General features: G+C 67.7%; 15 protein-coding genes. 10 read left to right on the top strand and 5 right to left on the bottom strand.

Annotated elements, in window-relative coordinates; genetic code table 11:
• Positions 1 to 194: 194 nt before the first annotated feature.
• A complete protein-coding gene (locus OG729_RS36115) occupies positions 195 to 2,333 on the top strand; it encodes a SpoIIE family protein phosphatase (RefSeq protein WP_405810205.1) in 2,139 nt (712 codons plus the stop codon).
• Between the two features lie 95 nt (positions 2,334 to 2,428).
• Entirely contained in the window at positions 2,429 to 3,256 is an 828-nt protein-coding gene (locus tag OG729_RS36120) for a hypothetical protein (RefSeq protein WP_360868384.1), read from the top strand.
• Positions 3,257 to 3,258: 2 nt separating this feature from the next.
• Here the strand turns inward: OG729_RS36120 and OG729_RS36125 are convergent, their stop codons facing one another.
• Positions 3,259 to 4,308, bottom strand: a complete 1,050-nt coding sequence (locus tag OG729_RS36125; RefSeq protein ID WP_405810206.1) for an enoyl-CoA hydratase/isomerase family protein — start codon at positions 4,306 to 4,308, stop codon at positions 3,259 to 3,261.
• Between the two features lie 239 nt (positions 4,309 to 4,547).
• Here OG729_RS36125 and OG729_RS36130 point away from each other — a divergent pair, with 239 nt between their 5' ends.
• Together OG729_RS36130 and OG729_RS36135 are read left to right on the top strand one after the other, a co-directional pair.
• A complete protein-coding gene (locus OG729_RS36130) occupies positions 4,548 to 5,726 on the top strand; it encodes a serine hydrolase domain-containing protein (RefSeq protein WP_405810207.1) in 1,179 nt (392 codons plus the stop codon).
• Positions 5,727 to 5,818: 92 nt separating this feature from the next.
• Positions 5,819 to 7,009: an acyl-CoA dehydrogenase family protein gene (locus tag OG729_RS36135; RefSeq protein WP_405810208.1), complete on the top strand. Its 1,191-nt coding sequence runs from the start codon at positions 5,819 to 5,821 to the stop codon at positions 7,007 to 7,009.
• A gap of 649 nt (positions 7,010 to 7,658) precedes the next feature.
• Here the strand turns inward: OG729_RS36135 and OG729_RS36140 are convergent.
• A complete protein-coding gene (locus OG729_RS36140) occupies positions 7,659 to 8,366 on the bottom strand; it encodes a hypothetical protein (protein ID WP_405810210.1) in 708 nt (235 codons plus the stop codon).
• Between OG729_RS36140 and OG729_RS36145 the strand changes: the two genes are divergently transcribed.
• The gene (locus OG729_RS36145) at positions 8,367 to 8,828 is read left to right on the top strand and encodes a hypothetical protein (protein WP_405810212.1); all 462 of its coding nucleotides are present in this window, start codon (positions 8,367 to 8,369) and stop codon (positions 8,826 to 8,828) included. It begins immediately after the preceding gene.
• A 586-nt stretch (positions 8,829 to 9,414) separates the two neighbouring features.
• Here the strand turns inward: OG729_RS36145 and OG729_RS36150 are convergent.
• Complete coding sequence (locus OG729_RS36150) at positions 9,415 to 9,807, bottom strand: hypothetical protein (protein ID WP_405810214.1); 393 nt, start codon at positions 9,805 to 9,807, stop codon at positions 9,415 to 9,417.
• Between the two features lie 398 nt (positions 9,808 to 10,205).
• Between OG729_RS36150 and OG729_RS36155 the strand changes: the two genes are divergently transcribed.
• From OG729_RS36155 to OG729_RS36165, 3 genes are all read left to right on the top strand, one after another.
• Positions 10,206 to 18,833 carry a DNRLRE domain-containing protein gene (locus tag OG729_RS36155; protein ID WP_405810216.1) on the top strand — a complete coding sequence of 2,876 codons (8,628 nt, stop codon included), beginning with the start codon at positions 10,206 to 10,208 and terminating at the stop codon, positions 18,831 to 18,833.
• Positions 18,830 to 19,354 carry an SMI1/KNR4 family protein gene (locus OG729_RS36160; protein ID WP_405810218.1) on the top strand — a complete coding sequence of 175 codons (525 nt, stop codon included), beginning with the start codon at positions 18,830 to 18,832 and terminating at the stop codon, positions 19,352 to 19,354. Before OG729_RS36155 ends, OG729_RS36160 begins: the two co-directional genes overlap by 4 nt.
• 207 nt (positions 19,355 to 19,561) lie before the next feature.
• Complete coding sequence (locus OG729_RS36165; RefSeq protein WP_405810219.1) at positions 19,562 to 20,023, top strand: DUF6308 family protein; 462 nt, start codon at positions 19,562 to 19,564, stop codon at positions 20,021 to 20,023.
• 247 nt (positions 20,024 to 20,270) lie between these two features.
• Here the strand turns inward: OG729_RS36165 and OG729_RS36170 are convergent, their stop codons facing one another.
• Entirely contained in the window at positions 20,271 to 22,727 is a 2,457-nt protein-coding gene (locus tag OG729_RS36170; protein WP_405810221.1) for a tetratricopeptide repeat protein, read from the bottom strand.
• A 178-nt stretch (positions 22,728 to 22,905) separates the two neighbouring features.
• On the opposite strand from OG729_RS36170, the gene OG729_RS36175 reads away from it, so the two are divergent.
• Positions 22,906 to 23,361: a carboxymuconolactone decarboxylase family protein gene (locus tag OG729_RS36175; protein ID WP_360868465.1), complete on the top strand. Its 456-nt coding sequence runs from the start codon at positions 22,906 to 22,908 to the stop codon at positions 23,359 to 23,361.
• A 196-nt stretch (positions 23,362 to 23,557) separates the two neighbouring features.
• The gene (locus tag OG729_RS36180; protein ID WP_360868468.1) at positions 23,558 to 24,037 is read left to right on the top strand and encodes a DUF1801 domain-containing protein; all 480 of its coding nucleotides are present in this window, start codon (positions 23,558 to 23,560) and stop codon (positions 24,035 to 24,037) included.
• A gap of 204 nt (positions 24,038 to 24,241) precedes the next feature.
• Here the strand turns inward: OG729_RS36180 and OG729_RS36185 are convergent, their stop codons facing one another.
• Complete coding sequence (locus OG729_RS36185) at positions 24,242 to 25,687, bottom strand: glyceraldehyde-3-phosphate dehydrogenase (RefSeq protein ID WP_405810222.1); 1,446 nt, start codon at positions 25,685 to 25,687, stop codon at positions 24,242 to 24,244.
• Positions 25,688 to 25,716 lie beyond the last annotated feature (29 nt).

Consider the following 25,716-nt stretch of genomic DNA (forward strand, 5'->3'; position numbering starts at 1 on the left):
ACGAAGTCCGGGCGGGATTGAGGACACGCCCGCCGGGAGTACTGGGGGTCCCCCCACGCCCGCAGGGCGTAGGGGGCGGGTCCGGGGGCAAGCCCGCCGCAGGCGTGTCCGGCCGTGTCCGCCGACCCGCACCACGTTCGCCGTGCGATACCGCCCCGTAAGCGGCAGCCTTGGTGGGGAGCATTGCGGAGGAGGTGATTCCGTTGTCTGATCTGCTCGCCTCCGGGCCCAGCACGTCGGACGACGGGGGCGAGGGCTCCCACCCCCTCCTGTCGCTCGCGCTGGCCGGAATGATGGACGACGTCCAGGCCCACTCCGGAGCCGTGTATCTGCTCTCTCCCGATGAGCAGGTCCTCGAGATGGCCGTCATGGCCGGGCTGCCCCGCGCCTTCGCCGCGCCCTGGGAGCGCGTGGCGATCACCTCGCCGATCCCCGTCGCCGACGCCGTCCGCGAACGCGGGCTCATCTGGGTCGCCGGCGAGGAGGACATGGCGCGCCGCTACCCCCGTATCGCCGTCGTCCTGCCCTATCCGTTCTCTGTCGCCGCCCTGCCCATCGCCACACACGGCACCGTGTACGGAGCCGTGTTCGTCACCTGGCCCGGCTCCCATCCGCCCCAGATCTCCGACTCCGAACGCGACCGCCTCATCGCGGCCTGCGACCGCCTCGCCCTGCGGCTGCGGCGCGCCGCCGAGTCGGGCAGCCCCCTCGTCCCGGAGGCGGACTTCCTCGGACCCGCCGCCATGGCGGGAACGACCGGCGCGATCGAGGCCGTACGCATGGTGGCGCGCGTGCCGGACGGGCTGTGCTCCCTCGATGTGAACGGGCACCTCACCTACGCCAACCCCGCGGCCCGCGAGCTGCTCGGTGCGAATGCGTCCACGCTGCTCGGCAAGCAGCTGTGGAGCTCTGTGCCGTGGCTGAACGACCCGGTGTACGAAGACCGCTACCGCGCGGCGATGATCAGCCAGCACACCACCTCGTTCGTAGCACTGCGCCCGCCGCAGGACTGGCTGATGTTCCAGCTCCACCCCAGCCGCAACGGCATCAGTGTGCACATCACCCCCGCCCGCGGCACGGTCCAGGAAATGCCGCACGACAAGCCGCCGCAGCACACCGCGGGCCTGGTGGCGATCTCCCACATCCTCACCCTGGCCAGCGCCCTCACCGAGGCCGTGGGCGTGTCCGACGTGATCGAACTGGTCGCGGACGAGATCATGCCGGCCGTCGGCAGCCGGTCGCTGGTCATGCTCGCGTCCGAGGCGGGCCGCCTGCGCGTTCTCGGACAGCGCGGTTACGAGGACTCCACGATCGCGGACCGGTTCGACGGCAAGCCCCTGACCGCCCATACGCCAGGTGCCCATGCCCTCGCGACCGGAGTGCCGTCCTTCTTCGAGTCCCGCGCAGAACTCGAGCACATCTACCCCGCCCCCTCCGTGACACGCGACGGCATGTCCTCCTGGGCCTATCTGCCACTGATCGCCTCCGGACGCCCCGTCGGCACCTGCGTCCTCGGCTACTCACAGCCACACAGCTTCTCCACCGACGAGCGCGCCGTGCTCACCAGCCTCGGCGGCCTGATCGCCCAGGCGCTGGAGCGGGCCAGGCTCTACGACACCAAGCACCGTCTCGCCCACGGGCTCCAGTCCGCCCTGCTGCCGCACTCCCTGCCCAGCCTGCCAGGGCTGGAGGTCGCGGCACGTTATCTGCCCGGCACCCAGGGCATGGACATCGGCGGCGACTTCTACGACCTCATCCGCACCGGCGATGCGACCGCCGCCGCCGTCATCGGCGATGTGCAGGGACACAACGTGACGGCCGCCGGGCTGATGGGCCAGGTCCGCACCGCCGTACGCGCGTACACGGCGGTCGGCCAGTCGCCCGGCAAGGTCGTGGTGAGCACCAACCGACTCCTGATCGACCTCGACGCCGAACTCCTCGTCAGCTGCGTCTATCTCCATCTGGACCTGGAGCGCCACCGCGCCCGGCTGGCCCGTGCCGGACACCCCCAGCCGCTGCTGCTGGATCCGGACGGCCGGGTCCACATCCTGGACCTGGACGGCGGCCCCCTGCTCGGCGTCGACCGCAGGGCCGCCTATCCCACCACGGTGGTGCCGTTGCACCCCGGATCGCTGCTGGTCCTGTACACGGACGGGCTGATCGAGACGCCTGACACCGACATGGACGACGCCCTGGCGGCGCTGGCCGCAGAGCTGGAGCATGCTGCGGACCAGCCTCTCGATGCCCTGGCGGAACATCTTGTGGGCCGTGCGACCGGCGGTATTCAGGGCGGCGACGACACGGCGCTGCTGCTGCTCCGCCCGCAGCGCTGACCAGTACCACCTCCGCCGCCATGCGTACACGACTGGTCTGATAGGAAGGCCGGACGACCAGACACGATCACGCAGTCCGAGTACCGGGAGCACCAGTGTCCGCCGCACGCCCGAGCATCCTCTATGTCACCGATCTCGGCTACGAGGCGAAGGGCCGCCGCTACTGCGACGAGGACATCCGGCTCTCCGGGCGCCTGCGCGAGGACTTCGACATCGCCCTGTGCCATCCGCTGGACGCGGCGCGTCTGATGGGGACCTTCGACGCCGTCGTCGTACGCAACAGTGGCCCGGTGCTCCACTACCAGCGGGAGTTCGACGAGTTCCGCGCCCTGGCTCGGCAGCGGGGCACCCGCCTGTACAACCCGCTGACGGGCCGCGCCGACATGGCGGGCAAGCAGTATCTGGTCGAGCTCAGCGCGGCCGGCTTTCCGGTGATACCGACCGTCGACCGCGCCGCGGACCTCAGCAGGCTGCCGGGGGCCGGGAGCTACGTCGTCAAACCCAAGCTCGGCGCGGACTCGATCGGCATGCGGTTCCTCGACCGGGACGCCCTCGGGGACCTGGCGTACGACGATGTGCTGGTGCAGCCGAGGATCCCGTTCCGTTACGAGGTGTCGTTCTACTTCGTCGACCGGGACTTCCAGTACGCGCTGTACGCCCCGCGCCCGGAGCGCCGCTGGGAGCTGGAGCGCTACGAACCGGGCCCGGACGACCTGGAGTTCGCGCAGCGGTTCGTCGACTGGAACACCCTTGACCACGGGATCCAGCGCGTCGACGCCTGCCGCGCCCCGGACGGCGAACTGCTGCTGGTCGAGCTGGAGGACCTCAATCCGTATCTCTCGCTGGACCTTGTCGAGGACAGCGTCCGCGAGGCCTTCGTCGCCCGGATGAAGGCCTCGCTCCACGCGTTCGTCGGCGGCTGACTTCAGCCGGCGAGCCCCAGTTCGCGCTCCCCACGAGGTGCGAAGAACCGGGCCACGTCCGCCTCCGACACCTCCGAAAGTTCCGCCGGCGACCAGCGCGGCCGGCGGTCCTTGTCGATGACCTGCGCCCGGACCCCCTCGATCAGATCGGGCGAAGAGAAGGCGGCGCACGAGACGCGGTACTCCTGGTCCAGGACCGGCTCCAACTCACCGAGCGCCCGGGCCCTGCGCATCGCGGCGAGGGTCACCTTCAGGGACGTGGGGGACCGGGTGAGGATCGTCTGGGCGGCTTCCTTCGCCGCCGGCTCGCCGCAGTCGAGCAGCCGCTCGAGGATCTCCTCCACGGTGTCGGCCGCGTAGGACTCGTCGATCCAGTCGCGGTGCCGGGCCAGTTCGCCCTCGGGCGCGGCAACCGCGTATCGCCGGACAGCAGCGGACACGTCGGAACCGGCCAGCGAAGCGGTGAGCTCCGCCAGCCGCTGCGAGGGCACGAAATGGTCGGCGAGCCCGCACAGCAGCGCGTCGGCCGCGCCCACGGCCGAGCCGGTGAGCGCCAGATGTGTGCCGAGCTCGCCAGGCGCCCGCGCCAGCAGATGCGTACCGCCGACGTCCGGTACGAAGCCTATGCCCGTCTCCGGCATGGCGACCGCGGAACGTTCCGTGACGATGCGCACGTCGCCGTGCGCGGAGACGCCGACTCCACCGCCCATGACGATGCCGTCCATCACTGCGACATAGGGCTTGGAGTAGCGGGCGATACGGGCGTTGAGGCGGTACTCGTCCCGCCAGAAGGCCACCGAGGCGCTGCCGCCCGCAAGCGCGTCCGCGTGAATGGCGCGGATGTCGCCGCCCGCGCAGAGTCCACGCTCACCGGCCCCCGCGATGACCACGGCCTCAACGGCAGGGTCCTGCTCCCAGGCGGCGAGCGCCGCGTCGACGCTGCGGACCATGGGGTGGGTCAGGGCATTGAGAGCCCGAGGCCGGTTGAGAGTGATGTACCCGGCGCGGCCCTCGGTGCGCAGCAGCACGGATTCGGACTCGTCGAGGGCCATGGGGCGTTCCTTCCGCGGGGTGGATCTTTCTCTCTCCATCCTCGCTCACTCCCGCCAGGTGCCATGAGGGCAGTGGCTCACGGCGACCGGGCGAGGACGCCGTCCAGCCAGTCGAACGGGCCGTACGGGCGATCCAAGCCACGTCGCCAGGCACGCTCTGTTCGGACTCTTCCCGGCAGTCCGACCAGTCGGTACGTTCTTCCGGAGCCGGACACCCGGTCCCTGGCGACGGAGGCCCCATGTCAGAGAGCACACCCACCATCGAAGGCCACTGCGACGAACGCTTCCTCGCGGTGCGTGCCGCTTTCGAGGAGAACTTCCGCGAACGCGGCGAACTGGGCGCGGCCGTGAGCGTGTTCCTCGACGGTGAGGCCGTCGTCGACCTGTGGGGCGGCTGGGCCGACGAGGCGCGCACCCGCCCCTGGGAGCGCGAGACGCTCGTGAACGTCTGGTCCACGACCAAGGGGCCCACCGCCCTGTGCGCGCATCTGCTCGCCGACCGAGGGCTGCTCGATCTGGACGCACCTGTCGCCACCTACTGGCCGGAGTTCGCCGCGGCCGGCAAGGAGGGCCTTCCCGTACGCCATCTGCTCTCGCACCGCGCGGGCCTGTCCGGGCTCCGTGAGCCGCACACCATCGAGCAGCTCTACGACTGGGAGCTGACCTGTGCGCGCCTCGCCGCCACCGAACCCTGGTGGGAGCCGGGCACGCGGTCCGGGTACCACGCGATGACCTACGGCTTCCTGGTCGGCGAAGTGATCCGGCGCATCACCGGGCAGCTCCCTGGAGAGTTTCTGCATCAGGAGGTCACCGGGCCGCTGGGCATCGACTTCACGATCGGCCTGCCGGAGAAGGAGGCCGGGCGCGCCGCCGAGCTGGTGCATCCGCCGGCCGCGTCCAGCAGCGAACAGGCCGCAATCTTCGCCCAGTTGCAGCCTGCCGCCCTGGCCGCCCTGGTCAACCCGATCGTCGGAGCGGCGGACGCCAACACGCCCGCCTGGCGCGCGGCCCACATTCCCGCCGCCAACGGCCACGGCACCGCCCGCGCCGTCGCCGCGCTCTACGGGATCTTCGCGGGCCGCGGCGAGTTCGCGGGCCGGCGCCTGCTGTCCCCCGAGGCCGCCGAACGCGTCCGCGAAGGCCAGGGCAGCTGCCGGGACCTGGTACTCGGCGCCGGGTTCGAGAACGAGACGGAGGTCGGGCTCGGCCTCTGGCTGAGCGGCGAGAACGGTTCGTACGGACCCAACCCCCGCGCCGTCGGACACGACGGCTTCGGCGGCTCCTGCGGCCTGGCCGACCCCGAGGCGGGTCTCAGTCTCGGTTACGTGATGAACCGCATGGGCCCCAACATCGCCGACGATCCACGCAAGATGGCACTGGTCGACGCCCTGTACGAGGCGGCCAAGCTGCCTGCCTAGGTCCTGTCCGGCCGACGGCCCTTCCAGATTCTTGCAACACGTTCTACTGTGTGCGCCGCGCATTGACGGACCGCGAGACTCCTGGAGGGGCCGTGCACCTCGAATACACGCCTGAGCAACAGCAGTTGCGCGCCGAGCTGCGCACGTACTTCGCCGGGCTCGTGCCGGACAACGTCTACGCACGATACGCCGACCCGGGCGAGCAGAAGCGCTTCTACCGCGAGACAGTCCGCCGCCTCGGCACCGACGGATGGCTCGGCGTGGGCTGGCCCGAGGAGTACGGCGGCCGCGGCCTCACTCCTATTGAGCAGTTCATCTTCTTCGACGAGGCCGCGCAGGCAGGCGTACCGCTGCCGCTGATGGCACTCAACACCGTCGGGCCGACGATCATGCAGTTCGGCACGGACGAGCAGAAATCGTACTTCCTGCCGAAGATCCTCTCCGGCGAGATCGACTTCGCGATCGGCTACAGCGAGCCCGACGCGGGCACCGACCTCGCCGCCCTCAAGACCCGTGCGGTCCGGGAAGGCGACGCGGAAACCGGCACATACACCGTCGACGGACAGAAGATCTGGACCACCAACGGCGACACCGCCGACTGGGTCTGGCTCGCCGTGCGCACCGACCCCGACGCCCCGCCGCACAAGGGCATCACCATGCTGCTCGTCCCGACGTCCGACCCCGGCTACTCCTGCACCATCATCAACACCCTCGCCTCGCACGACACCACCGCCAGCTACTACGAGAACATCAAGGTGCCCGCCTCGCGTCGCGTCGGCCAGGAGAACAAGGGCTGGCGGCTCATCACCAACCAGCTCAACCACGAGCGCGTCACCCTCGCCGCGCACGGCACCATGGCGATCCGGGCACTGCACGATGTGCAGCGGTGGGCCATGGACACCAAGCTCGCCGACGGCCGCCGTGTCATCGACCTTGGCTGGGTGCGCGGGCGCCTCGCGCAGACCCACACCAAGCTGGATGCGATGAAGCTGCTCAACTGGCAGATGGTCGGCGCCGTCCAGGACGGCACGCTCACCCCGCAGGACGCATCCGCCGTCAAGGTCCACGGCTCCGAAGCGCGCCGTGACGCGTACGCCTGGCTGATGGAGGTCGTCGGAGCGGCGGGCCCCCTCAAGGAGGGCTCCGCCGGCGCCGTTCTGCACGGCGAACTGGAGCGCGGATACCGATCCGCCGTGATCTTCACCTTCGGCGGCGGCAACAACGAGATCCAGCGGGAGATCATCTCCTGGATCGGGCTCGGCATGCCGCGAGTGCGGCGTTAGCGCCTTGTGTGACGAGGCTTTTTAGTTGGCACAAAAGCGGGATAGTTGGCACCGTACCGAGGGCGCGGACCGGAGGGTAGCGGGCCTGGCTTGCAGACTGTCTGAGTCGGCTGACCTGCTGCTTCCTCAGGGCTGGTGAGGTTCGGGCGTGCTGCGCTTTCGTGTCTCCTACTCGATGATCGTGCGTACGGAGACGCGGAGGGGCAGATTCTGGGGGCAGGAAGTCCCGAGTCGTGTCGAGTCTCAGGCGTCCGCGTCAGCAGAGCTGCTCGCTGCTTCGTCCCCCAGCGTGAGGCCTATGATCCTCACGCTGAGGTCAGCCCCGGACAGGATTTCGTCGATGCGGACCTGGAGGCTGGCCTCACCTCGGAGCACAATCACCCCGGTGAGTCAATCGAGGATCACCTGCGCCGAGGCGGCCTGCTCAGCCGCTTCAGTGCCGCGGCCGCCCTGCCGCAGCAGATGCAGTCCGTGCTCAGCGACGTCGTCCAGGCCTCCTGCTGCCCGGAACGGTCGGCAGTGCCCTCGGGCACGGCACCGGCGCCCTCGTCCGAGCGCTGCGCGAACGGCGGCAGCCCGTACGCGCCCTTGCCGTTCGCCCCGGGGCGTCGGCGGATGACCTGCCACCGAACCTCGGTGTGCCCCGCTCCTACGGAGCCTTGGCCCCGCGCAGGTGCGCAGCAAGTACCCCGATCTCGAGGCTGCTTGTCTGTAGCGAGGCGGGCCGGTCGCAGGCGGTAGCGAGGACGTCGGAGTACGTTTCGAGGCGGCGCAGCAGCTCGCGTTTGCCGCCCTTGCGGTTGGCTGGGGTGCGGAGCTGGTTGACGGATGCGACCAGGCGCTGGGTGCTGCAGCCCGATTCCCTCAGGGCGCCAAGCACGGGGCTGTGAAGGTGATCGCCCTGGGTGACATGAGTCCAGATCAGCACGGTCGCGGTGTCACAGGTGGGGGAGGTGACACCCTGGCCGAACTGCTCGAGATCACGGCAGAGTTCGGCCCAGTCGCCAGCCGGGACCTGCCAGGACGAAAGAAGCTCCCGGCCTCGCCCGTAGTGAACACGATCCGTGCCGCAGTCCAATTGGCTGGCTACACTTTCGACGGCCCGCTCAAAGTCCGGCCACAGATCCCGTGAATTCAACTCCTGCCTGATGACTTTGAGGGACTGCTGCGCGGTGTTCCACGGGATACGGAGAGTCTTTGCGCAATCGGGCCAGGTGCCACCGCCACTCATTTCCGCGAGCTTGAGCGCCGAAACGCGCCGCAGGTGCCGCACCTTCCAGTCGGTGTGGTGCGCCCACCGGGACAACAGTTCGCCGAAGGGACCGGAGAGCCACACGTACGGCAGGAGAGCGGGCACATGGTCGATTCCGAAGTGGCTCTGACGCGAGGGAATGCGCTGCCGCGCGTGCCGGTGGCCACCGGCACGGTAGAACCCCTGGGAATGACGCAGCAGGGCACGTGCCACCGCAGGGGAGAAATTCTGCGCGACGACGAACACCTCGGCCCGCCCCAAGGCGCCCCCGGCTGCGGCCTGGCCATCCCCGACCTGGTCGAAGCCGGCACCCCATGGACCATCACGCTCAGCGGCGTCGACTCCCTGGCCGGTCTCCACTGCGAAATCACCGACATCGAGAGTCAGAGCTCCCAGTCACCCAAAGTGGGCTGGGGCGACGGCCACATCAAGGCCGAGACAACCGTGAGCACTCCCGGCCTGTACCGAGTCACCGTCCGCACCATGGACGCCCACACAATCACCCAACTCGTCCTCGCCAGTGAACCTGGCACCCGGCAAGAAGTGGATTTGAAGCAATTGCCGTAGCTCCGATCCTGCCCGCTAGCCACCCAGCCCATGGCCGGGGCGGGCCTCCTGTCAGATCAAGAACATCGAACTCAGCAAGTACGCAGAGCTCACGCCCAACGTCCGCGCACACAAGCACGCGGCTGGAGCCCGCCCCGATCCGCAACCTGCACCTGCCTCAAGGAGGCCGAAGGAACGGAACATCAGGGCGAGGCGCCCAGGGCCTCGTCGCCCCACCTGGTGGAGGTGGTGCGGGAGGTGAGGACCTGAGCCGCTCGCGGCTGGGCGAGCCGACCAGCCCCGAAACCGCGGCGTCGGGCGGGGTGACGACCGCCTCCGTGGCCTGAACTGCCAGGGTCACGGACGGGACGGCGCTTCGTCGACGAGTTCTTGCCCGCCTGATTGTGGTGCCGACCGGCGACCACCCGATCGCCGAGCAGGCGAAAAGCGACTTCCTGCTCCACAATCACAAGGTCATGATCGATGCCGGAACCCGGCTGGTCGTGGTCATGTCTGCGGCACTGACCCTGCCTGGTACGCGTGGGGCCGCCAGCGCACCCCCCTCGGGGTGCCGGATCTGAAACGAACGGACGTTAGTGGGCGTCAGTTATTCCCCGCCTTCGTCGGTCGGCAGTTGACCGGTGCAGGTGGCCCGTCCGTAGCTGCCTGACGCGGTGGCGAGTTGTACGTGCTTGCCGCGGATGGCGAGCGAGCAGCTGGCCTGGCCGCCCTTCTCGTCCAGGACGAGGCCGATGGTCGGCGCCTTGCCCAGCGGTACCTGGACCGTCTTCTTCCAGGGCAGCGCAACGCGCTTCTCCACGGTCGCCTTGCCCGACTCGCTGCGCGCGAGGTACGAGAGCTCGGCCGTGCCCTGTCCGGTCACCTCGTAAGTCACCTCCGCGGTCGGGACGGCGCGCGGCTTGGGCTTCTCGTCGGTGTTGAGGAAGCCGTACCCGATGAGCCCGCCGCATGCGAGCAGTGCCACGGCGGCGATGGCCACTCCGCGCCGGTCCGGGCCGCCGCTCTTTCCGGCGTCCGCCGGGCTCGCGGCTTCAGTTGATTCAGCGGACTCAGCGGATTCAGGCGATTCCGTGGATGGCATGAGGGCCCGGCTTTCGATGAATGACTCGGTGCGGAACTGGGCGGTTATATCTCATTCGCTCCGTCAGACGCCAGCGATCGGAGAAAGGGGGCGAATCGACGCTCGTTTCAGATGACCAACTGTCCTGTATGTCTGTGTGGTTGACGCAGGGTCAGGCATGTGACTAATAATCACCCTCGCTACGTCCGTGGCCTTGCCACTTTTTTGTTGTGACGCAGAGAGTCAAGCCAGCTCGGAAATTTCCGAGCGGGCCCATTCGGCGTGCCGATTTCGCATGCGGCGAATTGGCATCGCCGATGCGGAAGGGCATTGAGGTGAAAGTTCCGTACGGGAGATATATCTCCTGTCTGGTCGTGTCGGCGGTGGCGGGAACGCTGCTGCCGCAGGTCGCTTATGCGGCCCCGGCGTCGTCGTCGGATGACGGCGGTAAGGGGATCGTTGACACCGTCAAGGGCTGGTTCTCCGACGACGACGAGGAGGCGGACAAGCCGCCGGTCGGCGGGAAGCTTGAGATACCGAGCCGCGAGAAGCTGCCGAAGGGCGAGAAGCTTCCGAAGGCCAAGCGGGTCAAGGAGCTGACCGAGCGGCGCACATCGCAGGCGCGGTTCTTCGAGCTGTCGGACGGCCGGGTGGAGGCCGAGCTGTCGGCCGTTCCGGTCTCGTACAGGTCCGGGAAGTCCTGGAAGCCGATCGACACCGCGGTGCGCGCCATCGAGGACAAGGGCTTCGACTTCGCGAACACGGCCAACACCGGCCGGAGCTGGTTCGGTTCTGATCCGGACAAGCTGCTGCGCTTCGAGTCCGCGGGCGGCGGGGCCATCAGCATGGGCCTGACGGGCGCGGCCGCCAAGAGCCTGAAGCCGCAGGCCGACGGCGACACGGTCACGTACAAGCACGCCGCGTCGGGCGCGGATCTGCAGTACAAGGTCGGCCGGGGGCAGGTGAAGGAGAACATCGTCCTGGCTGAGCGCCCGGCGGGACCGGTGTCGTTCACCTTCACGCTGGATGCCGAGGGTCTGACGCCGAAGGCGCGCAAGGACGGCTCGGTCGCCTTCTACGGTGAGGCGCCGGGCACGCCGGTCCTGGTGATTCCCGCTCCGTACATGACGGACGCCAAGAAGGCGCCCCTGTCGCCGACGGGCGGTACGTACTCCACCAAGGTCAGCCAGAAGCTCACCCGCGACGGGAAGAACTGGAAGCTGACCCTTGCGCCGGACGCCAAGTGGCTGGCGGCGAAGGAACGCCAGTACCCGGTGGTGATCGACCCGACGATCACTGTCGCGCCGAACGCGGCCACCTCGCAGGACACGATGGTCCTGTCCGACCAGCCGTCGACGAACTTCAACACCACCTGGAAGCTGTCGGCGGGCAAGACGGACACGGGTATCGCGCGCTCGCTGATTCAGTTCCCGCTGAGTGAGATCCCGGCGGGTGTGAAGGTCGATGCGGCGCGGCTGGGGATGTACTACGACCAGGCGCACACCACGAACGGCAACGCGGTGACGCTGGAGGCGCACCGGGCGACGGGTGCGTGGGACGAGTCGACGGCGACCTGGTCCAACACCAGTGCGCTGGTGGGTGAGTTGTCCGCCACGACCGTCATGATCGATGACGGTGCTGTGGGGACGGCGGCGGTCGGCGAGTGGCCCGGTGGCACCACGACCGGTGGCGCCGCGACGTACGACGACTTCGCGTACAACAAGAACGCGCTGACGGGCGAGACGTACAGCTGGCAGCCGCAGGTGGCGGAGACCGACACCTACCGGGTGGATGTGCACTACCCGGCGGCTGCGGATGCGGCCACGGCGGCTCCGTACACCGTGAACTACAACGGTGGCACGAAGAACTACACGGTCAACCAGACCGGGACGGGCGGGGTCTGGAAGACCCTGGATGCCGCTGAGTACAGCTTCGTCAAGGGCAACACCGGCAAGGTCGTCCTGGGCGACACCGGCAGCTCCACGACGCGGACGCTGGCGGACTCGGTCCGGCTGGTGAACCCGGCGCAGATCGTGAAGCCGGTCGGCAAGTACAACCAGTGGCACGACTTCCCGGTCACCGACACCGTCCAGCGCTGGGTGTCCGGGGTCAATCCCAACTACGGGTTCGTGCTGCAGGCCAAGGACGACACCCTGGCTGGCACGCTGACCGGTGGTCCGCGCTACGAGGCGGGGGACGGCGACTACGGCGGCGAGACCTCGACCATTCCGCGGCTGACCGTCACCTACGGCAAGGTCGGCACCGCGCTGGACTCGCCGACCGTGGTGCACGGCACGGGCCCCGAGCTGTCGTGGCCGGCGTACGTCAACACCAGCGGCGCGGCGAACGACGCGATCGCCGAGTACCAGCTGCACCGCTCCACGCAGCAGGTCTTCACGCCCTCCGCGGCAACCCTCGTGGCGCCGATCGCCTCCACCGTGACCGCGTACACGGACACCACCGCGGTGCCGACCCCGGACTCCAGCTCCAGCGAGATCGGGAAGTCGTACTTCTACCAGCTCGCCGTCAAGACGAAGGGCGGTGAGCTGCTCGGGTCGCCGACCCGGGTGGTGGGCATCCCGAAGGCCGGCCGGACGATGAAGATCATCCAGGCGGGTCAGACGGACACCACGCTGTCCTCGCAGCAGCCGACCACCAACCAGGACGCCATCCAGTCCTTGGGTGTCGGCCAGACCTGGCTGAGCGTCGGCAACAACTCCACCACGTACGGCAAGACGCGCGCCGTGCTGAAGTTCCCCACCAGCTCGATCCCCACCACCGCCACGGTGCTGGAGAACAAGATGTACATGTGGGGAGCGGAGACCACCAGCACGACCAACGGTGCGATCTACGAGCTCCACGCGCTGACCCGGGACTTCACCGAGACCCAGGCCACCTGGAACAACGCGACCTCGACGACGCCGTGGACCACCCCGGGCGGCGACATGTCCGCCACCGTCGCGGACACCGTCCCGCAGATCACCGACGAGGTCGGCCGCCACTGGTGGGACGCCACCGGCCTGATGCAGTCCTGGGTCAAGACGCCCGCCAACAACAAGGGCGTCGCGGTCAAGCTGAAGGACGAGACCACCACCGGCCCGCAGGAACGCACCCTGTTCCTGTCGTCGGAGGCCTCCGACCCGCAGCTGCGCCCGTACATGCAGGTCATCTACGTCGACTCCACCACGGAGGACACGTACTACGCGCCGACCACCCCGGCCCGGATGACGCCGAACTCCACGTACACGGTGGACTTCACGGTCACCAACACCACCGCGACCGCGTGGGCCGCCGGTGAGCGGCAGCTGTCGTACACCTGGAAGCTGCCCGACGGCACGGACATGACCAACGGCGGCAACCAGCTGTCGACGGCGATCCCGGCGCTGCTGCCGGGCAAGTCGGCCACGATCCAGGCGCAGGTCAAGACGCCCATCAACTCGGACAACGGCTCCAAGCGCACCGAGTACGTGCTGGGCTGGGACGTCCGCAAGATCTCGGACGGCAGCTGGCTGTCGGCCGGGACGGGCGCTATTCCGTCGCTGAAGCAGAACGTGGCGGTGGAGGACCCGACCTCCAACAGCCTGGGCCTGGAGAAGTTCTACTCCTACACCGGCAAGAACACCGGCGCCGGCTCCACGGTCATGAACAACCTGGCGGCCGGTAACAGCGTCTGGTCCTACAACGCGTTCACCAACCCGGGCCGGGGCCTGAGCACCTTCGCCCGGTTCGCGTACAACTCGCTGGACACCAGCGACACCGTCGCCGGACACGGCTGGTCGTTCCAGGCTGCGGGGCCGATCCGGCTCGGCGCTCCGCTGGACTTCCACCCGAACCCCAACCCGACGGAGATCAAGCTGCCGGACGGTGACGGCACCACGCACGTCTTCAGCAAGCAGCCCGACGGCTCGTGGAAGGCTCCGGCGGGTGTCCACTACAAGGTCACGATGAAGTCGGGCCTGGACTGCCAGCCGACCAAGGACCCGGTTCCGGACGCCTGGACGCTGACCCGGCCGGACGGGACTCGCTTCCTGTTCGGCTGCGACGGTTACATGACGTCCGCGATCGACAAGAACGGCAACACGCAGACGTACACGTACGAGGAGCGCAAGTCCAACAACAAGCCGACCAAGTTCCTCAAATACATCACGGATCCCGCGGGTCGGCAGTCCCTCACCGTCACCTACTACAACAAGGGTGACGCGACCTACGACTACATCGACGCCACCGGAGCGAAGGTCTCCGGCACCAGCCTGAACAACTCCAAGATCTACGACCACGTGAAGTCCATGACGGACATCTCGGGCCGCAAGGTCTCCTTCTACTACACCGACAAGGGCCTGCTCGGTCAGATCACCGACGGCGACGGCTCCACCCAGCCGAAGAACTTCAAGTTCACCTACGACGCCACTCAGGGCAACAAGAACGTCAAGCTGGTCAAGGCGACCGACCCGCGCGGCAACGCGACGAACATGGCGTACTACGCGCCCCAGACCGGCGACGACCCGAAGTACCACTGGTGGACCAAGACGATCACTGACCGTCTGCAGGGTTCCACCGGTTTCACGTACGCCGTGAACGCCACAAACACCAAGTTCACCGACACCAAGGTCACCGACGCCGAGAACCACGCCACGACCCAGGTCACGGACGACTTTTTCCGACCGGTCCAGGCCACCAACGCCAAGTCTCAGACCACGAAGATGTCGTGGGACGCGGACAACAACGTCACCTATCTGGAGGAGGGCAACGGCGCCAAGACCGCGTACTGCTACGACCAGAAGACCGGCTACCCGCTCTGGCAACGCGACGCCGAGAACAACAAGGCGGGAGTGCCAGCAGGCTCCGACTGCGCACCGGGCGTCTACCCGGCCAACGCCACCAAGTACGAGTATCAGACGCGTCTCGACGGTTACTCCGCCGACATGATCAAGAAGACCTCCCCGGAGGGCCGCGCCTGGCAGTTCGGGTACGACTCGTTCGGGAACCTGAAGACGGTCACCGATCCCAAGGGTGTCGAGTCGTCGACGGCTGGTGACTACACGACGTCGTACACCTACGACTCCTACGGTCAACTCACCAAGGCCGCTGACGCCAACCAGCACTCCACGATCTACAGCGACTTCGGGCCGACGGGCTACCCGAACACCATCACCGACGCCCTGAACGAGTCGACAACGTACGTCTACGACGAGCGCGGCCGGGTGAAGCAGGTCACGGACGCACTCGGCAAGAAGACGACGCAGAACTACGACGTCTTCGGCCGTCTGATGGCGGGCACCACGCCGAAGAGCACGGGCGTGGACCTCACCACCCCGGCTCCCGAGTACGACGCCAACGACAACGTCACCAAGGCGACCGCACCCGACGGAGCCGTCTCCACCGGGGTGTACGACAACGCGGACGAGGTCACCTCGGCGACGGCCCCGGCCAACAACAACACGGCCGCGCGGGCGACGTCGTACACGTACGACAAGGTCGGCAACCTGAAGACGACGACCGAGCCCAAGGGCACGGCGACCTCGGACGCCACCGACTACGTCACCACCAACACCTACGACACCATCTATCAGCTGACCGATGTGACCAACGCGAACGGCGACAAGGTCTCCTACGTCTACGACAACGTCGGCAACGCCACCACGGTCGTCGACCCGAAGAAGAACGCGACCGCGGACACCGGCGACTTCTCGTCAAAGACGGACTACGACCTGAACCACCGCCCGGTGAAGGTCACCGACTCGGCCGGCAAGTACACGCAGCAGTCCTACGACAAGGACGGTCTGACCGTCACGAGCACGGACAAGGAGAACAACACCACCACCGTCGTCTACGACGCACGGGGCAAGCAGACCGAGGTCAAGGCCCCCTACGACGGCAGCAAGACGCGTTCGACCAAGTACGAGTACGACCAGGTCGGCAACGTCACCAAGGTCATCACTCCGCGGGGCACGGCGGCCGGCTCGACGGAGGCATTCGCCTCCCGCACCGAGTACGACGCGCTGAACCGCCCCGTCAAGCAGTACCAGCCCTACGACCCGGCGGACGCCCGCTACAACAAGAACAACGTCTACACCCGCACCGACTACGACGAGGTGGGCCGGGTCAAGACGACGTCGCTGCCGCCCTCGGACGGCGAGACGGTCCGCAACGACTCCACCTACGAGTACTACGACAACGGCTGGGTGAAGAAGTCCACCGACCCGTGGTCGATCGTCACCGACTACGACTACACCGACACCGGGAAGCAGAAGGCGCGCACCATCTCGGCCGCGGACGGCTCCTCGAACCGGACCATGACGTGGTCCTACTACCCGGACGGCTCGCTGAAGTCGAGAGCGGACGACGGAGTCCCGGTCGGCCAGAGCGTGGTCCTGACCGACAACTCCGACACTCAGAACACCTCCTCCACCGGCACTTGGGCCAAGGGAGACATCACCGGCCAGCAGGGCTACAACCACGCCACGCACGCTGTCGGTTCGGGCACCGACGCCTTCACATGGACGCTGAACACCCCCGCCGACGGCTCCTACACGGCATACGTGAAGTACCCGAAGGTGACCGGTGCCACCACGAGCGCGAAGTACACGCTCACCCACGGCACCACCAGTGAGACGCCCGTCACCAAGGACCAGACGGCGAACACCGGCACCTGGGTCAGCCTGGGCACGTACACCCTCAAGCAGGGCGAGGACAGCAAGCTCAAGCTCGACCAGTCCAGCACGGGCATCGCGGTCGCCGACGGCGTCAAACTGGTCCGCAACAACTCCGGTGACACGGACAACGAGAGGAAGAACTTCGCCTACACCTACGACCTCAACGGCAACCTGACCTCCATCGACGACACCTCGTCCGGAGCGAAGATCGACGCCTACACGGTCACCTACACCGGCCTCAACCAGGTCCAGAAGGTGGTCGAGGCGCTCGCCGGTCAGGAGAAGAAGGCCACGTCGTACATCTACGACGCCGACGGTCAGCCGGAGACGGTCACCCACCCCGACCAGTACTCGAAGTACACATACGACCTGCGCGAGCTGGTCAAGACCGTCTCGGTCGGCAAGAGCGTGGACGACGCTGCCCCGAAGGTCACGTCGTACACGTACACCGACCGCGGTCAGAAGCTCCAGGAGACCAAGGGCAACAAGAACACCGTCGACTACACCTACTACGCCGACGGATCGCTGAAGACGTCGACGGAGGAGAAGCCCGACGGTACGACGCTTGCCGCCTCGCACACCTACGCCTACGACCCCAACGGGAACAAGGCGCAGGACGTCGCCAAGAAGATGAACGCCGACACCCACGGCGCCTATCTCTCCTCGACCACGGACTACACCTACGACCCCGCCGACCGGCTCGCCAAGAGTGTCAAGACCGGCACGGGCGCGGGCACGGAGTCGTACGTCCACGACGACAACGCCAACGTCATCAGCCAGACCGTCAAGAACGTCACCACCAACTACAACTACGACCGCAATCGCCTTCAGTCGGCCACGGTGGCCGGCGGCCCCACGGCGAACTACACCTACGACCCCTTCGGCCGGGCGGAGTCCACGACCAGCGGCGGGAAGGTCATCGAGCGGAGCGTGTACGACGGCTTCGACCACGTCGTCGAGTCCCAGAAGGCCGACGACGCGGGTGCGTTGAAGTCGACGAAGTACACCTTCGACCCACTGGACCGCACCGCCTCCAAGACGGCCGACGGCAAGATCACGGACTTCAACTACCTCGGTATGTCGGGGGAGGTGCTGGACGAGAAGGTCGGCAGCGAGCTGACCAAGTCCTACCAGTACAGCCCGTGGGGCGAACGCCTCTCCCAGATCAAGCACAACACGGACGGGACGAGTGAGGACGGCTACTACGGCTACAACAACCACGCTGACGTCGAAACGCTGACCGACAAGAACGGCGACACCAAGGCCACCTACGGCTACACCGCCTACGGCAACAGCGACGACTCGGAATTCACCGGAATCGACAAGCCCGACACCAACGACCCCACCAAGGAGGACTACAACCCCTATCGGTTCAACGCCAAGCGCTGGGACGCCGGCTCCGGCACGTACGACATGGGCTTCCGCGACTACGACCCGGGCTTGAACCGCTTCACCACCCGGGACATGTACAACGGCGCACTCGCCGACATGGGGCTCGGAACCGACCCGTACACCGGAAACCGGTATGCCTTCACCGGCGGCAATCCCATCAACCGCATTGAGATCGACGGGCACGACTCCTGGTTCACCGACGTTCTCGAAAAGGCCGAAGAGACGGTCGCCAAGGCGGCCACCGCGGCGGTCGAGAGCCAGGCCAGTCGGAGCATTTGGGATACGGCGAAGACTGCAGGCAAGCGGAATCTGGTGGGCGGGGCAATCAGCACGGTCATAGATATCTGGAACGGAGACGACCCGCTCCACGCCCTCGCATGTTCCGCTGGATGCAGACAGATGAACACCCGCTCCCTGACGGATCGCATCAGGTGCAGTTCCCAGCCGAGAGAAGAGCGGTACATGTATTTTCCGCTCATGAACGGGAACGCTACAGGGGCGACAGCCCTTATGTGTCCCAGCGACCTCAAGCCTCCGAACTCGCGCAGCACAGAAGATGTGTTCACTCCGCAGGGGTTCCCCGTCGGTGAGCAGGACGCACAAGGAAATCCCCTCTTCAATCGGTCTCACATCATCGGAGACAGATTCAACGGGGCAAACATTCCGGAAAACATCTTCACGGGTTACCGGCGCTTCAATGTGAGCGGAATGAAGACGTGTGAGAACAGGATGGCGGAAGCCCTCGCCACGGAACCTGTCACCTATGGTGCAGTTCTGGAGTACGGTGATCCGAACAACGCGGACCGGCCGACTGCGATCACCATGACGGCATCGACGCCAACCCGTAAACTGTTCAGTGTGCGGATAGAAAACAAGAACGCAAATGGAGGTGGCTGTTGAGTATCGAATCCCTGGAGGCCGCGCTGCCGGGGCTGGTGGCGCAGCGGCTCGAGGTTCCACGGCGCATCGACTGGCAGGTGCTCTTCGACGGGTTGCGGACTGGGCTGCCGGACGACTACATCGCTTTGGCGGAGTCCTACCCTCGGTTGAAGATCGGGCAGTTCCTCTTTGTGACGTCGCCGGCCCCAGGAGGCGAAGCGGAATTCGTCGAGGGGGCGAGAGAGGATCTCGCCGGTGCCGAGGATATGGCACAGAAGGAAATGCTCGGCGGCTACCCTGCGTTCCCGGAATCGGGAGGTTTGCTGCCGTGGGGCAGCTCGATAGACGGGGACGAGTTCTACTGGCGTACGGAAGGGCAGCCCAACGAATGGACAGTCGTTGTGGCTGGGCGGAATGACGACTGGTTCCACTACGAGGGCAGCCTCTCGAGCTATCTCGCCTGGTTGTGCTCTGGGACGGCCGAACCGCATGGGCTCCCTCCGAACTTTCCGGGGCCCGAACCGGTGGTTTCCGTCGGATAAGAGTGCTCGAAATGCTCAGGGACCCTTGAGCGCAAGGGTTGACCCATAGCGGATGATTGCGTCGGGGCCTGCTTCCGTCAGGAGGCGGGCCCCGAGTGCGTCAGGCTGGTCCGCTCCGCCTCCGGTGGCCCGTGACCAGGCCGCGTACTCCGTTCGGCCGCCAGGAGTCGGTCACCTCAGGCGGAAAGATCATCTCGCGAAGCGTGTATGACGGCTTCGACCACGTCGTGGAGTCCCAGAAGATGGACGGCACGGGCGCCGCTCGCTCACCGCCTGAACAGCCTCATCACCTCTGATCAGGCCGTATCCGATCTCCGATGCTACTTCGGCACCGGCCTGCTCGATGAAGCAGTGCCGTTCACGGGTAGTCGTTTCGAGCATCTGGCCGGCGGAGGGGACTGTCAGGCGGTCGCGAACGTAGTGACCGCCGACGACCTGATTGCTGTGCAGACCCTGTCGGTCAGGATTCCCGCGCAGGTCGCCGTCGAACTCCTTGAAGGCGACCTTGGAGTCCGGTTGTCCGCTGCTAAGCAGCGTTCGCTTCGACGTCGACATGGTCGTGACCGAACACCCGCGTCGGAGCAGGTGACCGTTCCGGCATCGGGTATCCCGCCGCCAGGCCGATTCTGCGACCACTTCGGGGGCCAGGGCGGACAGCTTTCAGTGTGATGCGTACCTGCATCGCAGGGCCGTTTGTGTGTCCGCAGACATGACCATCATGCCTGCGTCGATCGTGTACCAATGTGCCAAGTAGGCTTCTGATTCCTGGCTATGAGTTACTGAACGTGGTTGGCATCACTGCAGATCGGGGACGTTAGTGAGTGCCAACTACGAATCTTCGTCACACGCCTGGGACCTCGGTCGCACGCGTCGCCGAGCCGCGCCGCCGCCTTAGGCCCATGCCATTCCGGCACGGTCAGTGAGCCCCGGGGTTGAACTCCTGCAGGACGGCCTGCCCCGCCGCACGGTGCTCGGCGGCTGCAGTCGGATCCGTCTCGTCGAGCACGATCGCGATCCCCTCGTGGGCCAGCGCTTCCTCGTACCGGTATCCCAGCCTCGGGGCCAGCTCCAGCGCCTGCCGGTGCAGCCGCAGGGCCTCCTCGGGCAGGCCTGCGAGCCGGCAGGTCTCGCCATAGCCGTTGAGGAAACGGATCTTCCAATGATCCTCGAACAGCTCGTCCAGCAGCGCGAACGCCTTCCGATGACTGGCCAGTGCCTCCTCGTACCGGCCCATCTGCCGAAGCGCGACGCCCAGGCAGTTGAGGCACCACGCCTCGTTGTGCATGTGCCCGTCCTCGCGGGCCAGCGCCAGCGCCTGATGCAGGTGCTCCACCGCCTCGTCGGGTTCCTCGTGGGCGATGGCCACGCCGAGGGTGATCCGAGCCGTCAGCATGGGCGGCCCTGTGGGGTCGGCGTGTGGGAGGCCCAGCACCTCCCGGGCCCGCTGCGCCGCCTGATCGCGGTGTCCCAGCTGCAGCATCGCCCAAGCCTCCGACGCGGCCGCATGGGCCGCGCCGGTCGGGCAACCGGCTTCCTCATACAACTTCCCCGCCAGCCTGAAGAGTTCGAGCGGCTCCTCGACATGCCCCTCATCCCACTTCAGATAGCCGCGACGCATGGCGAGTTCGGCTTCCGACCCCATGTCTCCCGCCTGGGACAACCGCAGTTCCGCCGCCTCGTACGCGGCGGCGGCCTCCGCCATCCGGCCCGCGTTGTAGCGCGCGAAGCCCAGGTCGCTGTGCGCCTCGGCCAGTTGCAGCGGATCGCCCAGGCGCTCGGCGGCGGCCAGTGACCGCTCGAAGAGGGCGTTGAGATGCGTCGTGCCGCAGCGCCGCGCGAAGTACGCCCGCAGGAAGCGCGGCAGCTCGCACACATGCACATCGGCCCCGACGGCGACCGCCGTCTCGAAGGCGGCCACCAGGTTCACGTACTCCGTGACGAGCCAGGCAAAGGCCGCGTTCTTGTCCGCGAACCGCGGCAGCTCGGCCGGGGGCCGACCTGCGGAGGCCGGCCGGCCGGGCGACAGGAACGGCATCGCGGCGTCGGCGGCGGCCGCCGCGTGCACGTAGTAGTCGAGAAAGCGGCCCAGTGCCCGTTCCCGCTCGGCCTGCGAGTCCTGCTCCGCGCCGGCCCGGCGCGCGTGCTGGTGCACCAGGTCGTGCAGCCGGTAGCGGCCAGCCGTCGGCTGCTGGACAAGGTGCGCGTCGAGCAGGTCCTCCAGCATCGCCCGGGCGCTGCGCAGCGGCACGTCCGCCAGCGCCGCCGCCACGTACTCGTCGAAGTACGCCCCGGGAAGCAGGCCCAGCATCCGGAACAGGCGCGCCTGGGTCCGGTCCAACTGCCGCACGGACATGGCGAACGCGGTGTCGAACTCGCTCGCGCCCTGCGCCATCCGCTCGACGAGGATGCCCACAGTCCAGCCCGGCCGGTGCCGCAGCCGGGCCGCGGCCAGCCGCAGGGCCAGCGGCAGATGCCCGCACAGCCGCAGCACCTCGGCGGCGGACTCCGGCTCGCGGGCCAGCCGGCCGTCGGGCCCGCCGGCCTCGCCGCTGGCACGGGCCAGCAGCTCTGCGCTCTCCTGTGGGCTCAGCACGTCCAGTGACACCGGGGGCACCTCGTCCAGGCCGAGGAGCCGGTTGCGGCTGGTGATCAGGGCGACGGAGGGGCCGGCGCCGGGCAGCAGCGGGCGGACCTGGTCGGCGTCGGCGGCGTTGTCGAGGACCACGACGGCCCGTCGGCGGGCCAGTTCCGACCGCCAGCAGGCGGCGAGCTGTTCGACGCCCTCCTGCGGGACCCTTTCGGACGGGACGTCGAGCGCGGCGAGCAGCATCCGCAGCGCGGAGTCGGGATCGAGCGGTTCCCGGCCCTCGGTGAACCCGTGCAGGTCCACATAGAGCTGGGCGTCCGGGTAATCGGCGGCGAGCCGGTGCGCGGCGTGCATCGCCAGACAGGTCTTGCCGACACCGGCCATGCCGTCGACGGCGACCACCCGGTGGCTGTCCACCGCGGTGAGTACGGCGGCGAGCTGGGCCTCGCGCCCGGTGAAGTCGGGCACGTCGCGCGGCAGATCGTTGCGGGGCCTCGGCCGGCCCTGGCGGCTGGACTTCGGGGGCGCCGGGAGAGGGTTGGAGGACCGCTCCCACAGGGGGCGCAGTGGGCGGGGGTCGCGCTTGACGAGGCGGCAGAGGGCGATCACCGCGGGCCAGGGCGGCACGGTCTGGCCGCTGAGGTAGCGCGACAGCGACGAGGAGCTGAGACCGGTGTCCCGGGCGAGGGCGCGTACGCCGAGCCCGGACAGTTCCTGGAGCAGGCGCAGCCGGGCGGCCAGCTCGTTCTGCGGGTCGGCCTTCGCCGTCCCCTGTCGCACATCCATCAGGTGCCCCCCGTGTCCCGTTCCGGCAGAAACCTACCGGGCCAAGTCGCCGCTGCTCAAGGCTGTTTCAGCTGTCCCACGGTGTCCCACCGCCGTGGTCGTGGCGAGCGGATCCGGCTGATATGGACCCACGCCCCGAAGGAACGGGGCACCGACCCGGAACGAGGAGCAAACCGATATGCAGTCCCGTATGCAGAACCCCGCCGTCGTCCTGCCCGACGCGATGCCGTCCATCCAGACGCTCTTCAAGGCCGTGCACTCCGGTGGGGTGGACGGGCAGACGCTGGAGCTGGTGCATCTGCGGGTCAGCCAGATCAACGGCTGCAGCGCCTGCGTCGACGGCGGCGCGAAGTCGGCCCGCAAGGCCGGAGTGAGCGACGAGCGGCTGGCCGCGGTCGCCGCCTGGCGGGAGGCACCGTACTTCACCGACGAGGAGCGGGCAGCCCTCGCGCTGGCCGAGGCCGCGACGCGGCTGGCCGACCGCCCCGACCCGGTGAGCGACGAGGTCTGGGACACGGCCGCCACCTACTTCGACGAGAAGCAGCTGGCCGCGATCATCCTGATGATCGGCGTCACCAACCTGTTCAACCGGCTCAACGCCACGACCCGCCAGATCGCCGGCGCGTGGGGATGACGGGCGCCGACCCCGGCCGGCGGGCACGGACCCGCTGGCCGGGGACGGCTCCTCGGCTTCATCACCGCCCCGCCACCGGCTCACACGGACACACCGACAGGCATCATGAACGTCAGTTTCCCAGGAGCCACCGCCGCGGCCGTTCCCTGGCATGACGACGCTATCCATCAAGCAACGTACCGGGAGGAAACCCGCAATGAAGGACACGCAGAAGCCCGCCAAGAGCACCACCGCGACCGACAGGACATCCGAGAGATTCACGGACGAGGAACGAGGCGCGATGAAGGAGCGCGCCCAGGAACTGAAGGCGTCCGCGCGCCGCGGATCGCGCGCCAACAAGGCAGCAGAGGATGAAGCCGCCGTGCTCGCGAAGATCGCCGAGATGCCGGACTCGGACCGGGTCATGGCCGAACGGCTCCACGCGGTCATCAAGGCAAGTGCGCCGGACCTCTCGCCGAAGCTCTGGTACGGGATGCCCGCGTACGCCAAGGAAGGCAAGGTCGTCTGCTTCTTCCAGAGCGCACAGAAGTTCAAAACGAGGTACGCGACGCTCGGCTTCAGCGACAAGGCGAACCTCGACGAAGGCGCCATGTGGGCGACCTCGTACGCCCTGAAGGAGCTGACCGCTACCGACGAGGCAAGGATCGGCGCGCTCGTGAAGAAAGCGGTGAACTGAGAGCCGAGGGCGCCGCCGCACAACGCGGCCGGATCGTGCAGTAGAGCCGCGCCGCCCGCACGGTACCGAGTGGCATCTGTGGCAGGTGGTCGCAGTCCGGCCGGCGGCCGGCGGGTGGGAGAGCAACCGGATACCGAGCGGGATCGGTTGCCGCCCCACAGCCGCCCTGCCCGCCGGGACACCGGATCGGACAGTCCGCCGAGATCAGACCACCGGGGCCGGGTAGGTCGGGTACTCCACCCCGGAGACGTGCTGGACGACGCGGATGACCTGGCAGGAGTAGCCGAACTCGTTGTCGTACCAGAGGTAGAGGATCGCGTTGTCGCTGTCCACCTTGGTGGCGCCTGCGTCGACGATCGAGGCGTGACGCGAGCCGATGAAGTCGCTCGAGACTGCGTCGGGGGCGGTGGTGAAGTCGATCTGGCGCTTGAGCGGCGAGGTCAGCGACACGTTGCGGAGGTAGTCGAGGACCTCCTCGCGGTTGGTCTCGCGCCCGAGCCGCAGGCTGAGGATCGCGATCGAGACGTCGGGCACCGGGACGCGGATCGAGCTGCCGGTGATCGGCGCCTTGAGGTCGGGCAGCGCCTTGGCGACCGCGGAGGCGGCACCGGTCTCGGTGATGACCATGTTGAGCGGCGCCGAGCGGCCGCGGCGGTCGGAGCTGTGGTAGTTGTCCAGCAGGTTCTGGTCGTTGGTGAACGAGTGGACGGTCTCCACATGACCGCGCAGGACGCCGTACTCGTCCGCCATCGCCTTCAGCGGCGGGACGATCGCGTTGGTGGTGCAGGACGCGCAGGACAGGATCTGCTCGTCCGGCTTGATCATGTCGTGGTTGACGCCGTGCACGATGTTGGGAACGTCGCCCTTGCCCGGCGCGGTCAGGACGACCTTGTCGATGCCGGGGCGGAGGTGCTTCGACAGGCCCTCGCGGTCGCGCCACTTGCCGGTGTTGTCGATGAGGATGGCGTCCTTGATGCCGTACGCCGCGTAGTCGACCTCCGACGGGTCGTTGGCGTAGATCACCTTGATCTCGTTGCCGTTGGCGATGATCGTGCTGGTCGCCTCGTCGACGGAGATCGTGCCCTGGAACTGGCCGTGGATGGAGTCGCGGCGCAGCAGCGACGCGCGCTTGACGATGTCCTGGTCGCCGCCCTTGCGGACGACGATGGCGCGCAGTCGCAGGCCGTTGCCGGAGCCGGCCTTCTCGATGAGCAGGCGGGCGACGAGGCGGCCGATGCGGCCGAAGCCGTAGAGGACGACGTCACGCCCCTCGCGGCGCTCGATCTTGTTGGCACCCGTGGCGCCGGCGACGGCCCCGGCGGTGAACTCCTGCACCGAGAGACCGCGTTCGTCGCTCTTGTACGTCGCGGCGAGCATGCCGATGTCGATCTGGGAAGGGCCGAGATCGAGCGTGGTGAGAGCCTGCAGGAACGGCAGGGTCTCGGTGACCGAGAGTTCCTCACCGGCGATCTGCCGGGCGAATCGGTGGGTCTTGAGGATGCTGACCACCGACTTGTTCACCAAGGAGCGGCTGTGAAGCAGGACCGTCACGTCCCGCTCCCGGTGCAGCTTCCCGATGATTGGAATCATCGACTCCGCGATCTCTTCGCGGTTGTTCCAGTTGGTGAACGAGTCGTCATTGACAGTCACAGGTTTATCTTTCGAGCTAGGCGGTGCTC

This window comes from Streptomyces sp. NBC_00210, assembly GCF_045160975.1.
Classification (GTDB): Bacteria; Actinomycetota; Actinomycetes; order Streptomycetales; family Streptomycetaceae; genus Streptomyces.